The organism is Helicobacter sp. T3_23-1056 (genome assembly GCF_053654535.1).
In genome coordinates, this window is record NZ_JBSIUU010000020.1 from 1 (window position 1) to 13638 (window position 13638).

The following is a 13638-nucleotide window of genomic DNA, read 5'->3' on the forward strand; positions in this document are numbered from 1 at the left end:
TTGCCAGAGTTTGAGCCACCCATAGAGGGGTTTCCAGCTTTGTTTATGGTTTGTCCATTTGGGAGGGTTACAGATACGCCACCTGTGCCATCTTGATTGACTAGGTTAAACCCCACATCTAGCCTAACCCCTAGCGGATTTGTGAGATTTGAGGTTACATTTGTGATGGTTAGGCTACCAGAGACGGTGCGTAGCAAAGACAAAATAAGTGCCGCGCCATTGCTAGTGCCCCCGTTTCTAGCGATGATAAGATTGCCAATGGTATTGTTGCTACCTTGCGGGAAAGATAGCAAAAGTGAGCAATCCGCGTTTGGCTCTTGTGCGATTGTGAGGGAATCTGCATTCATACTTTGATTTAGCGTTAGCCAGCCTGTGCCCGTGATGATACAATGTCCCGTGTTGTTTGCACCTGTGCAAGTAAGTCTTGGCGTGCCACACGCTGCGCTTGCTAGAGAGAAAAACGCGCTTAAAATTATGCTTGCTAGAAATATATAAAAGATTTTCATTTTATCGCTTTTTTATTGTTATTTTTTGTATGCAAGGGGGATTATCGCTAAATAATCGTGCTAAAAATCATAAAAGTGCGATTATATCTAAAATACTAGATTTCAATGTAATTTTTGCATTTTTGCTTGGATTTGGTTATGTTGCTATCTTTTTATGTGCAAACTAGAATCCAATATTGAATCTTTTTGCCTATTTTATTTTAAGTTTTTATCTTTTATGGCATTACTATCTTTTATCATTATAGATTCTATTTTGGTAACTTATAAGAATCACACGCATTTTTGTTAAAATATTTACTTACTCGTTTTACAATTCGCCACTAAATCTATTTTTTAGGTTACTCCAAATATTAAAAAGGTAAAAAATGCGAAGTAATAAAATGCGATTTTTTTCGCTATTTTTAACAAAAATCAATTTACATAAAATCGCTTTGATTTTGGTATTTTTCGCTGGCATAAGTTTGGGCGTAAGTGCTGTAAATGCCAATACAACAAACACTAACACAAATGTAGATTCTATAAATGCTACTATGAATGTTAATACGGGGGGGGGGAAAAATAATAATATCGATGAATCTAGCAACATACCTCAACCATCTCAAACAACCCAACCCACGCAACCTTCACAATCCCAATATCTAAATCACTTTGATGAAACCCAAGACGAAATCACTTTTGATACCATTGATGTATCTGCCAATAAAATAGCACCCAGCAATAAGCCATTTTTAGAATCTAAGGCTAGTAGCCAAGCATACATAGATAGCACGCAAAGCATAGATTCTGTCGTGCACTCTATGGCAGGGACATATACCAACACTGACCAATCACAAGGCACGGTATCGGTAAATATTCGTGGCACAACAGGATTTGGGCGGGTAAATACAATGATTGATGGCGTCTCTCAAACTTTCTTTGGCACTTCGAGTGATAATGCAAGAGTTCATTATGGAGAGAATGGCACAAGCACAAGTTCATTTGGTGCGCCCATAGATTCTAGTTTTTTGATTAGCGTTGATGTGTCGCGTGGTAGCGTTAGCGGGGCTAGCGGTGGCAATTCACTAATGGGTAGCGCAAATTTTAAAACCATAGGCATAGAAGATGTAGCTGATGAGAAGCACACATATCGCAATATATCCGTTGGTGCGTTAAGCAAAATATCCTATGGTAGCAATGGCGTAGGACCAAGCATAATGATTGCAGGTGGGCTAAAAACCAAAAAACAATCCAATAACTTTGGTTTTTTACTAGGATATAGTTTTAAAAAAATCACGCAGAATTATCGCATCGGTGGCGGAGGCAAGATAGGCGACCAAAATGCAGATACAGATGGTGATGGCGAGATAGATAACCTAACACCATTTAACCCAAGCACTCTTACTCAAATGCCTCAAGGGATTTTGCTAAAATCAAGCTATGAGCCAAACCAAAATCATAAAATCCTATTTTCGTATCGCAAATATCTTAATTCATTAGCAGGTAGAAATATAGATAATGATAGCTACCAGCTAGACTACACATATACGCCACATAGCCCTTATATCAATTTTTCCGCGCTTTTTGCGTATAATTATGGTAGGCAAAAATATAATCCAAATGCAAGTTTTAATTCTTCAAGTGCCATTGCAGGCAAGACTTCTAAAAATAGCGCAATCACACTTCAAGTCCAAAATACTCTAGAATTTGCATTTACCCAAAATCTACATTATCAACTAACACTCGGCATAAATGACTTAATCAATCAATATTCACATAATCTAACCCTAAGCGATTATGTAGGTGCAGAATCTGTCCCCTTTCAGCCTAAGGGCTTGCAAAATCTATTTACCGTGTATGCGGACAATAATCTAAGCTATAAAATCCTTGGAATAGATTTTAACTTAAGTGGGTTAAGGTGGGATTTGATAGGACATAGAGGGGCTTGTGATGAAGTAAATATCACTTGTTTTCCAAAGAATGCTAGCACGATTAAAAAAGGCGGATTCAATTTTAACGCTAGTGGAACGATAAGTGCGAAAATCCACGATTATTTTATGCCATTTATAAGCGTGTCTGCTAGCTCTCGCGCACCAAATGTCCAAGAGATGTTTTTCTCAAATAACGCAGGAAATGCGGTAAATCCGTTCTTAAAACCAGAAAAAGCTATGACTTATCAATATGGCTTTAATGGATTCAAAGAGGGTGTAATTTTTAAAAATCAAAATCTAAAAGATAGCTTAGGATATAAGATTTTAGGTTATTACACGCGGGTAAAAGACTATATTTATAGCGAATCTTTTTTCACAACTGATAATATGATAATGTTTATAAATTCTACGGAATTAGCGACATTTTATGGTTTTGAGCTAGAGGCAAAATATGATAGCAAGTATTTTTTTACGCGTATGAGTTATTCGTGGCAAAAATCTAGCCAGCCTGTTAGCTATACGAGTATGGGGGAATTTCAAGGTTTTGGATATTCGCGTTATTCGGTGTTGCCGATAGATTATGCCACCATTGATTTTGGGGCTAGATTTTTTAATCAAAAATTTGTCATTGGTAGCATTATCAAATACACAGGCAAAGCAAGGCGTGTATTGCCAGATAGCACAAGCCATAGTGATTTAGTCGGGCCAGAGGGCAACCAAACCTACACTCAGCCACCATTACAAGATTTGCCAAAAATCCCTACCATTTGGGATTTATATATGACTTACACGCCTTTTGCATACATAAGCTTAAAATTTGAAGTGCAAAATCTGCTAGATAAAAACTACCTAGACGCGCTAAATGCGTATAATTCAAGCGGACAATACGGATATAATGCAAGTGGCGATACGATTTATTTGTTTAATAATTCTGCGCGAGGTAGGACATTTCTTGCAAGCGTGCAACTTAAATTTTAAGTCAAAAACTAGCCAAATAAGAGCGAACAAAAGCAGGGTAAAAAATGCCAAAACATAAAGCAATTTTAGGAAACTTTATAGGCTTTTTATTATCATCTAGCGCACATATTGGCTTGTTTGCATTATTTTTCTTAAATGAGGCTAGGCAAACTCGCTTGATTGAAAGTGGCACTGATGCGCCATTAGCCCAAAATAACACTTCTATGACAATGCTTTATACACTGCCTATTGGTAGATTTCAAGAAGTATCTATCAATGCGACAAAATCGATAGAATCTAACGACACACAAAAGCAAAAATCCGACAAAAATTTCCTAACAACCACTTATCCAAAAAACCATAAAGAGATGCCAAACAATGATAAAAATAGCAAGGAAAATACGCATAACGACAGCCAAGCAAGTGCGCAATCTATCCTCTCACAAGATTTGACTAACTCTACGCAAAAAGATTCCTATGCTAGCACGCCAAAGGAAGCACAAAATGACACAGTAACCACCACTGCTATGGGGGCTAGTTCTAATGATAAAATAAGCTATCAAGGTTTGCTTGCAGCCCATATCAATCGCTTTAAGCAATATCCTAGTTTAGCCTTTGCAAGAGGGCAAGAGGGCATTATTGTAGTTAGCATACAAGTTGATGAAAATGGCTTTGTGCTAACAAAAGCAATAAAGCAAAAATGTGCTTTTGATTCTCTAAATAGCGAAGTTTTAGCCCTCATAGATAGGGCAAATCCGCTTCCCAAACCTCCAAAAGAAATGCTTAAAGGCAATAAATTGACTTTTTCTCTCCCGCTTGCATATTCGCTTAAAGATTACAAAAAATAGGCATAATACGCGACAAATTATCATAATTAAGGAGTGATGATGGATAGACTATATAAAGCAAGACAAAGCCACCAAAAACTACCAACCCACAAACAAATATCATTTTGCCAACAAATATCAACCTGCCAAAAAATATCAATTTGCCCAAAAATACAACGCTATGTTGTCGCAAGTCTTTTTTGTCTATGTGTCTTATCGCAAGGCTGTCATAAGCCATTTGCCAAAAACGCATCTAACACACAGCGCATAATCTCGCCCTGCAATATAGAATCTAGCGCGGAAAATAATGTCGCACATAGTCAAAATGTCGTATCAAAAATCGCGGAAAGTAGCGCGCAAAGCCACCAAAATACACCACAGATTTTGGCTAGCCAAAACGATTTTGCTAGCTTGCAAGATTTGACAAAAAACATAGAATCAAATTTTGCAAATTTACGCGCTTCTATCATCTCTACGCAAAATCCAAATGAAAATCTCTCATTTGCAGATTTTATAAACGCTATCTCAAAAGCGGATATTCTACTGCTAGGCGAAAAGCACGATGAAAAATCCCACCACAAAGCCCAACTACTAATCATACAAGCATTAGAGGCGCGATTTTTAGGCTCAAGTGATTTGGGGCAAAATCCAAAATGTGCTAAGCGCGTATCTATCGTGCTAGAAATGCTAGGAAGTGATTCTGCCAAACACATAGATGAGGCTAGCGCACACAAAGAAAAAATCCAAAAAGAACATCTAAAAAGCGCGCTTGGCTGGGGGAAGTGGGACTATAAACAATATAAAGATATTTTAGAATATGTGTTTTATTCGCGTAGTTTTGAGATAGTCGCTGGCAATCTATCGCGCGAGGAAATAAGCACGATTTACAAAGGTGCACAAGAGCTAAAAGGACATCTATCCACCACCAAAGACGCAAAAGAAAACATAAGCAAAATCATCTCAAAATCCCACAAAACAAACGATGAAAACCTGCTAAAAAAGCTAACAGAAATCCAACAATATAAAGATAGACGAATGGCAGATAAGCTATTTCACTCGCCATATTTTGCGATTTTACTAGCGGGTAATTATCATATCACAAAGACATTTGGGGTTCCGCTTCATATCGCGGATTTTGAAGCGTCTAATAAGTCGCTAAACCCACAAAATACGCTACGGACAAAAAAGGTAATAAGCGTGGGAATGCAAAAGGAAAGACACCTAAAATCTAAAAAGCATAGGCAAAAGATTTTAAGCCATTATGATTATATTTTGGTGTTTAGGTAGATTTTGGTTTGATGTTTTTTAGATTTTGCTATGTTTGGCATTATACGCGCTATCAAGTGCTATGAGTTTTTCTAGTAGTTCTACTTGTGGCTCGCCATTTTTTTGGGATTTGGCATATAGTTTTTGGGCTATGTTTTGATATGCGTCTTGCAATGAGATTTCGCTTTGCCTCGCTTCGTTTTCTAAATCTTTTGTATATGTATCAAGTAGCTTTTTAGAATCTATATTTGCTTTGTCGCTTTGTGCTTGGCTTTTGTCCGCTTTATTTGATTCATTTAGCTCTTTTAGCTCATTTGCCTTATCTTTTTTGCCAAAGCGCGATTCAAAGCTCTCATATAGCTCGTTAAATTCGGCGTTTTCTAGCTGCAAAAATGCTGCAATATCCAAAATCACATCTTGTTCTTTTTCGTTTAATTCTTTGTCGCTCCACGCTAGCATTAGCGCAAATCCCACAAAATGTAGCCTTTTTTTATACTCGCCATAAGTATTGTCTAAAAACACTTGGGCTAGGTCGGAGATTGGCTTTTCATCTTGGGGGGAATCTATTTGTATAAAATAATCGCCCTCTTTTGAATCGCTAGTAACGATAGTAACGCTAGAATTTTGCGCCTTACTAGAATCTAAATTAGAATCTAAAGAATCTTGCGCTGTATTTGCTGTGCTTTTTGTGCTAGATTCTAGCGTGCTAAAATCTACGCCTTTTAGCATATTTCTTAGCATATTTTCTTGGGAATCTTGCAAATTTAGCTGTTTGATAAAGTTATGGATAAGAATAGTTTGCAAAAGGCTAGGGGATTTTGCACTTGGGTTGATACCTGCTTGCAAAAGAGCATTTAGCATACCGATGCTAGCACCCGCATACGAGTTTGCTAGCTTGTCCTTTGGCGTGGGAAGGGAGTAGGGATTGTCTTTTGGGGGTTCGTATTCTTGCTTTTCTTTTTGCTTTGTTGGGGGGTTGTGGGGATTTTTTAGGTATTCTTCAAAAGTATTGTAGAGGTAGTATATCACCACTCCAGCGATTATCAGTAGCAAAAAACTCATCATTTCTTTTTCCTTTAGTTTTGTTTGTAGTTGTTTGTGTGGTTGTTTTGGGTTTAGATTTTGTTTGTTAGCATTTAGCCCTAGCACATAGTCTAAAATCCTCTGTTGCTTTTGACTCTTTCTTTTAGCTCTTTTTTTTCTTGTTCTTCTCGCTCAAATTTTTCTTTTTTTAGTCGCGCTTTTTCCTCTTGCTGTTTGCGTGCTATGGCTAGCTTTTGTTCTTTTTTCTCGCGGAGTTTTTGGATATATTCCTCTCGTTTTTCAGGGGATTGAAACTTCACAGGATTCATCATCAGCACCGCTAGCACAAAGATAAAAAGCGTAACGGTTACATCGCCAGAATTTGGTGCTATCCAATTCCAACAAGCCGCGATAAATGATGCGATAAAGATTTTGATAAAAAGCTTCATTTTGCACTTTCCTTGACTGCGCTTTTGTGTGTTTTGTGAGTTATGAAAACTTTAGCAAATCACGCTATGTCAAAAGGCGTAAAGCAAGGCTAGGCAAAAACATAGCATTTGTGCTATCTATATCGCGATTGTATGCTTTGGCACTTTGACGCACTTTTGTATCAAATATATAACATTGCTCTACGCTATCTACAAGCAACGCATCAGCACCCAAATCGATTCCAAAAAATCGTATTCTAGCAGATTCTTCTAAATAAGAATGGCACTGCATATCTAGGACATCTAAATGCGAAAAATCCTGCGAGATAATATCTAGCAAATCTATCTTAGTGGCACTTTTTGCATTTAGCGTATTTATGGTGTGCGTTAGCTTTGTCAAATAGCTAGTGTTGCCTAGCCTAGATTCTAGCGTAGAGGTGGCATTTGGCGTGTATGCGACCATATTAAGCGTTTTTGGCAAGCTATTTTTTTTCGCGCTTGTGTCAAAATCTAAGCTATCTAAATGCCCCTCTAGCAAATCCCCGATATATGCGATAGGTTCTTGCTTTAGCCACGCTTGCAATGCGTCTTTTTTTTCGTGCTGATTGATTAGATTTTGCACCTCAAGCAAAGACTTGGCAAGTTTTTGTGCGTCAAGTATTTTTTCGCTTTTTGTGTCGCTAGATTTTGCATTTTTTAGCGCGTATAGTATAAGGTTCATCTCAAGGGCAAATTTTGCCTCACAAAAACTCGCATAATCCCCAAATAAGAGCGTATGTCCTTTTGCCATTGCTTGCAGGACATTGCAGACCGTGCGCTCTATAAACAAATGCAAATCATAAATCCTTGCAAAATGCCCGCCATTATACACAAAAGAAACGCCATCTTTTTTGCTAAGCGGGATAGATAGCCTCTCACATAGCTTTTCACAAGAGGCGATAAGCTGGCTAGATTGCTTTGTATAGCGCGTGTGGTAGCCATCAAAAAGCATATATTTTATCTCTTTTTTATCCACATTTTTAGATTCTAGCAAGACATTAGAATCTAAAAAATCTATAAAATCTTTTTGATGATTTATGTAGTTTTTACTTGTTTTGATTAGATTTTGAAGCATTGGAGCGTAAGATTTCTGCGATAAAAGCGCGCTTATTAGCCATTCTATATCCATATCGATTTGTGGATTTTGCTTGTAGAGTAGATTTTGGATACTTGAGTAGTTAAGCACGCCATTTTCTTTATCGCTGATTGTTTCTAGGATTTTGCCTAAATGCTCTTTATGATTTTTTGCGACATAATGCGTAAAAAGCAAAAATCCATCGCCTATGTATTTATCCCCGCGCTCATTTATCGCATTTAGCGGCAAAAACTCATAGATTTTGTCTTTCTCCTCATCGCTTAAAAAACACCATTTGCTTAAAATCTCATCATAGCAAGATTTCATCGCTTCTACATCAAGTCGCAAGTCTTTTTCCACAAAGCGCGTGCATAATGGCTCTATGCGCCACTCTAGCCCAAATCGCTCCAAAAGCTCGCCTATTTTTTCATCACCTAGCAGGGCTATGCCATTGATTTTTAGGGCGATATTTGGGGAGGTTTTTTTAGAGTCATTTGCTAGATTGTCAAAGATTTTGCCACCTTTTGGCAAGTGTTGATACACAGCGATATTGTGCGCGCTAGAGATAAAATCTAGCATTTCACTTAGATTTTGATTGGTTGATATTTGCCCCACACTTGGCTTTGCTTTTGTGCAAGTAATCTCGCATTTTTTGAAATAAAATTCATAATCCACTCTTGCATCAAAGCAAAAAATCTCTGCCCTCAAAGTGCCTATCGCAAATGTATCTAACGCCTTTGTGCTTTGTATTATGCTCATATTTTATTCCTTTTTCTAGCATTTTTGCCCTCTTAGATTTTAGCTTATAAAATCCCACACCAAAATCTAAGCTAAGATTCTAAAATGCAAAATCTAAATAACGCCTAAAAAAATCATTTTACCAAAAAACACTAAATCGTTGCTATTTTGAAAATATTGCTACTTTTGGGCTAGCCACCTCTAAAACCTCATCTAGGGACTCTAGCACCTTGCTTATATACTGCTTTTCTAGGGTTTGATTTTGGCATAGTGTAGCTAGATTTTGCTCTAAGACAATATAGCTAGCTTTTGTGTAGCTAGCGTTTATGTGTCCCCCCCCCCTAGTAACCAACGATTCATATCTTTTTTGCCATATAAAGCGATAGTAGGAATCCCTACATTTGCGGCTAGATGGGCAGTCCCTGTGCTAGGGCTTATAAGGCAAGTGGCGCGGGATAAAAGCTCTACTATGTTAAAAATATCATCATTATTTGGGAAAATCACTAGATTTTCTAGCATTGTGTGTTTTTCATATTCAGCTTTAGCCTGCAAAAAATCGTGATGGACTTTGGGATAAGTCGCCACTAAGGCTATGGAGTTTTTATATTTATTGCAAATTGAAGCAATAATCTCAAAAAACCCATTTATGCTTAGGCTAGAATCCCCGCTTACACTAAAAGGATTTATCATCACTATGTGCTTTTTATTGTTTTGATTGGCTAGATTTTGCTTTGATAAGATTTGTGGGGTAGATTTTGCTAAAAACTCGTTTATATATTGCTTGTGAGTGGGATTTGTGCGGAGTCTCATAGCAGAGGAGCTAAAATCTAGGCTAGAGATTTTTTCATCATAGATTTTAGGATTTATAAGCCGCACAAACAGGCACAAAATCTCTTCAAATGATTTTGTTTGATAGCTTTTGATAGCATACACAGGCAAAGTCTTGCACTTTAGTGAAAAAAGACTATCAAACTTTAGAGCGCAAAAGATTTTTTTGGCATTTGTGGCTTTTGCTAGCTTGATATTTCGCGCTCTAGGAGAGCCTATGATTAGATAATCTAAGCTATGCTTGTTAAACTCATTTATTAGATTTTGCTCTTGCTTTTTGTATTGTGCTATCTCTTGGGTGGTTTTTTGGTATTTTTTCTCACAAATGTGTGGATTTTTGTCCTCATATTCATTTAGTATGTAGCCTTGTTTGATATTTGGCAAAATGACTATCTCATCGATAAAACTAAAATCTTTGCATAGATTTTGCGCAATTTTTGCGCCAAATAGCACGCATTTTGCACCAAAAATCTCTTTTGCTACAAACAAAGCCTTGCTAGAGATTATCGTATCGCCTATGCCCTCCCCTATGCAGATAAGGCCGACTTTTATGTCTTTGTGTTGCTTTGACATAGCTGTTAGATTTTGCTATTTTTTTAGCGAGGATTTTAGGCTTTTTAGTAGCTCTAGATTTTCATCACTAGAGATAATCGCTTTTAGCGAGTCTAGCTCATCGCTATTTAGCTCTTTTATGTCGGCTAGCTGTTCTTCTGCTTGGAGTTTTTCTTGTGAAAAAACCTGCTTAGCATCAAGCCTCATAAATGCCACGACTTCCATATCTTGCGTGTTGTTTGTGGTGATTTGATAGATTCCGCGAATCTCTACGCTGACTTTGCTTACTACATTATCACTGCCAAATCCCGCCGCAAAATGCACATATCCGTCATTTTGCAACGGGTGCAAACCATCGCTAAAGATTTCCAAACTCTCAAATGTATCATACGCAATAGCAAATTTTACCCCAGAGCCAAAGCCTTTTAGCACTTCCTCGCTCAAAGGCGGCTCAAAGCTAACCCTCTCCATATCACACACGATAGAAAAAAACTGCCCCTTTTGCTTAAAAAACTCTATAAGCCTTGCGCAAAAGGCATTATAGATTCCATTAAATTCCGCAGTAGAATTCATTTTGTGCCTTTTTGCTTGCTAGATTTTGCTTTTTTGGCTGATAGTTTTTGTGTGAATTTGCTTGTTTTGTCTGTTTTTGTTTTGCTAGATTTTGGGATTTTGGTTGATTTTTTGCGGACATTTACTAGCGAATATTCCGCGCTTTTTGGGACTTTTATGCCTTGCTCTTTGCATAGGGTGTAAAACTCCCAAATAAGATTTTGCACTTCTTTTATGCCGATGTCCCAAAACGCGCTAGATTCTATATCAAATCCAAAATCCCCCACTAGCTCACTAGGGCTTTTGCTCCCACCTGCGGACAAAAATCGCGTGTAGATTTCGATGAAATTTTTGCATTTCCCGCTTTTATATAGCCCAAAAAGTGCTAGCACAAGAAGCTGTCCATAAGAGTAAGCATAGCAATAAAATGGCGAGTGGATAAAGTGAGGGATATAGCTCCACCACCGCGCATAATTTTGGCTTAGATTTAGGCTTTTGCCAAACATTTTTGCGTTTTGTTCTTGCCAGATTTTGTCAAAATCCTCCGCTTTTAGCTCGCCATCTTTGGCGTGGATAGCGCGCTCAAAATTTGTCATCACGACTTGACGAAAGAGGGTAGAAAAAATATCCTCTAGCTTGCCTGCGTAGATTTGGAGTAGCTCGGTGTTTGCGTTTTTGTTTTTTAGTTCTTTTTTTAGGTAGTCAAAAAATAGCATTTCGCCAAACACAGAGGCAGTCTCTGCGGTGGTAAGTGGGGTGTCGTGGTTTAGCGTGCCGACATTTTTGCTTAGCTCTTGGTGTATCATATGCCCAAACTCGTGCGCTATGGTAAAGGCATCTCGCCTATTTCCCGTCCAATTTAGCAAGACAAATGGGTGTGCCTTTGGCGTAGCTCCGTGGCTAAACGCCCCGCCTCGTTTGTTTGGCGTGGGGTGGGAGCTAACCCAGCCTTCTTTGATTGCCCTGCGCGTGATTTTGGCAAAATCAGGGCTAAATTTTTCATAGCTTAGTATGACTTGATTTAGGGCTTGCGTGTAAGAGATGGTGCTAGAAACGGCAGGATTTTGGGTTTTTGATTTTGGGGATTTGGTGCTAGATTGTTTTGTGCTAGATTCTGCAAAAATGGGCGCGTATCTATCATAGTCTTTTAAGCCAAAGCCTAAAATGCTAGATTTTAGCGTGTAGTAGCTATGGACAAGATGAAAATTTGCATTTACGCATTTCATCATAGAATCCACGCTTTTTTGGGTGATTTGGTTGCTGATATGGCGGAAACTCTCTTTGTTTGGGTAGTTGCGAAGGCGCGTTTGTATGGCTAAATCTTTGCGAACCATATTTAATATGTAGGTAAGAAGCGGGGTAGATTCTTGCAAACTTTTACTAAAATCTGCTTGGGCTTTTTCGCGCACTTTGCGTTTGGGGCTATGAAGCAGGGCTAGGATTTCTTCTTCGCTTTGTTTTTTTGCGCCGATTTTTAGGCTAGCTAGATGCTCATCAAAAAGCCTGCTAAACGCACTAACCCCCACGCTAGAAGTCGCAATCAATGCTTTTTCCGCGCTTAAATCTAGTTTGTGGGATTTTTTGACTAATAGATTTTGGAGATAAAAGGCGTATTTTTTGGATTTTGCGATAAATTTTTTGATTTTAGCCAAATCTATGTCGCAAAACTCTAGCTCAAAAAATACCAAATGCTCATAAATCTCGCTAGATTCTAGCTCATATTTGGCATAAAAATCCCCCTTGCTCGTATCCTCTGCAAATACCAAAAACGCATAAGTTAGCACGCGCTCGATTCTCTCTATGAGGGATTCATAGCGCGATAATGCACTAGCAAAATCCTCCGAAGATAGCTTATGTAGCCTGCCTTTATGCCTTGACTCAAAATCTAATGCTAGCTTTTTTGTCTGCTTGCTAAAGCTAGCCAAATCCTCTTTATGCGTAAAAAGCGCGGATAGATTCCATTTATGTTTAATATCTTTTTTTAGATTTAGCGTTGGTTTTTTTGTAGAATCTTTTGGGAGTTTTGGTAGCTTTGGAATCTTATAAATTCGCGCTCTTTGCGTGGCTTTGCTAGGTGTGGTTTTTTGGGTGGATTTTGTTTTTGTATTGGCATTTTTTGGGGTTTTGGTGGTTTTGTTTGTTTTGTTTGTTTTATTTGTGGTAGGCATACGAAATCCTTATTTTGTAAGATTTTGCAAGATTTTGATGAAGCATTATTGTAGCAAGCACAAAGCAAATACTTGGTTAAACGACATTATTATACGGTTAAATTTACCGCATCACATTTACCAACTATACGCGACATTTACGCCATATACGCCCTTGCCTGCGATGTCTGTGCTTATTTCGGGCGTGATTAGTAGTTTGCGTGGTTTGTAGCGCGTGGTAAGCCCCCACGCTACGCCCCAGCCTATCGCACTCCCCACAAGCACCTGCCACACAGAATGTTTATGCGCATACACACGCGAAGCATCGGTCAAAATCCCTAGCCCAATAAGTGGCAAAGCAGGCTTCCAACCATAGCGATAAAAAACAAATCCCGCCGCACTAAAAGCACCTCCCGCGTGTCCGCTTGGCATTCCTTTGTAGTCATCACAGCAGGGGCGTTTGGCAAAACCTACGCTATTTCCGTTTTTGTGTGCTAGCTCAAAACTTCGCTTTACCACTTCGATGATGCCCTGCGTGAGTAGAGAGCCAGCGGTTAGTTGCAATGCACCTTCATAGTCTTTTATCCCCACGCTTACGATTAGCACGCCCACAGGAGCTAAAGTCAGCACATCTCCTAGCCTTTCAAAATCGCTTTTTGCGTTTGTGGTAGTGGCACAGAGGGAAAAAGCGATAAAAACAAAGAGTGATTTTATGGATTTTAGGGGATTTAGCGGAGTTGTTAGCTTCATTTCTTGCCTTTTTAGTTTTTTTGCTTTGATTTTTGATTTGTGT

The 13638-nt window shown here is 38.5% G+C and carries 11 protein-coding genes and 1 pseudogene; 3 read left to right on the forward strand and 9 right to left on the reverse strand.

What is annotated here, in order from left to right; all coding sequences use genetic code 11:
- The coding region (locus ACWIUO_RS10005; RefSeq protein WP_454177758.1) for a hypothetical protein at nt 1-506 on the reverse strand (506 nt) is incomplete at its 3' end.
- A 365-nt stretch (nt 507-871) separates the two neighbouring features.
- On the opposite strand from ACWIUO_RS10005, the gene ACWIUO_RS10010 reads away from it, so the two are divergent.
- Genes ACWIUO_RS10010 through ACWIUO_RS10020 form a run of 3 tightly spaced genes read left to right on the forward strand, consistent with a single transcriptional unit; the run spans nt 872 to nt 5484 of the window.
- Nucleotides 872-3391, forward strand: coding sequence for a TonB-dependent receptor domain-containing protein (locus ACWIUO_RS10010; RefSeq protein WP_454177759.1), 2520 nt, complete (start codon nt 872-874; stop codon nt 3389-3391).
- A 44-nt stretch (nt 3392-3435) separates the two neighbouring features.
- Nucleotides 3436-4218: an energy transducer TonB family protein gene (locus tag ACWIUO_RS10015; RefSeq protein ID WP_454177760.1), complete on the forward strand. Its 783-nt coding sequence runs from the start codon at nt 3436-3438 to the stop codon at nt 4216-4218.
- Nucleotides 4219-4257: 39 nt separating this feature from the next.
- Nucleotides 4258-5484: a ChaN family lipoprotein gene (locus tag ACWIUO_RS10020; RefSeq protein WP_454177761.1), complete on the forward strand. Its 1227-nt coding sequence runs from the start codon at nt 4258-4260 to the stop codon at nt 5482-5484.
- An 18-nt stretch (nt 5485-5502) separates the two neighbouring features.
- Here the strand turns inward: ACWIUO_RS10020 and ACWIUO_RS10025 are convergent, their stop codons facing one another.
- The 8 genes and pseudogenes from ACWIUO_RS10025 to ACWIUO_RS10060 all read right to left on the reverse strand — a co-directional run bounded on the left by ACWIUO_RS10025 (nt 5503) and on the right by ACWIUO_RS10060 (nt 13595).
- The gene (locus ACWIUO_RS10025) at nt 5503-6528 is read right to left on the reverse strand and encodes a hypothetical protein (protein WP_454177762.1); all 1026 of its coding nucleotides are present in this window, start codon (nt 6526-6528) and stop codon (nt 5503-5505) included.
- 89 nt (nt 6529-6617) lie between these two features.
- Nucleotides 6618-6935, reverse strand: a complete 318-nt coding sequence (locus ACWIUO_RS10030) for a hypothetical protein (RefSeq protein WP_454172191.1) — start codon at nt 6933-6935, stop codon at nt 6618-6620.
- Between the two features lie 64 nt (nt 6936-6999).
- Nucleotides 7000-8787: a DUF5644 domain-containing protein gene (locus ACWIUO_RS10035; RefSeq protein WP_454177763.1), complete on the reverse strand. Its 1788-nt coding sequence runs from the start codon at nt 8785-8787 to the stop codon at nt 7000-7002.
- 142 nt (nt 8788-8929) lie between these two features.
- On the reverse strand, nt 8930-9118 hold the full coding sequence (locus ACWIUO_RS10040; protein WP_454177764.1) for a hypothetical protein: 189 nt from the start codon (nt 9116-9118) through the stop codon (nt 8930-8932).
- Nucleotides 9091-10167, reverse strand: a complete 1077-nt coding sequence (locus tag ACWIUO_RS10045) for a glycosyltransferase family 9 protein (protein ID WP_454177765.1) — start codon at nt 10165-10167, stop codon at nt 9091-9093. Before ACWIUO_RS10045 ends, ACWIUO_RS10040 begins: the two co-directional genes overlap by 28 nt.
- A gap of 15 nt (nt 10168-10182) precedes the next feature.
- Complete coding sequence (locus tag ACWIUO_RS10050) at nt 10183-10719, reverse strand: hypothetical protein (RefSeq protein ID WP_454172197.1); 537 nt, start codon at nt 10717-10719, stop codon at nt 10183-10185.
- A gap of 161 nt (nt 10720-10880) precedes the next feature.
- Nucleotides 10881-12866: pseudogene (locus tag ACWIUO_RS10055) on the reverse strand (M3 family oligoendopeptidase); the annotation flags it as partial.
- A 117-nt stretch (nt 12867-12983) separates the two neighbouring features.
- Nucleotides 12984-13595, reverse strand: coding sequence for a phosphatase PAP2 family protein (locus ACWIUO_RS10060; protein ID WP_454177766.1), 612 nt, complete (start codon nt 13593-13595; stop codon nt 12984-12986).
- Between the last annotated feature and the right edge of the window lie 43 nt (nt 13596-13638).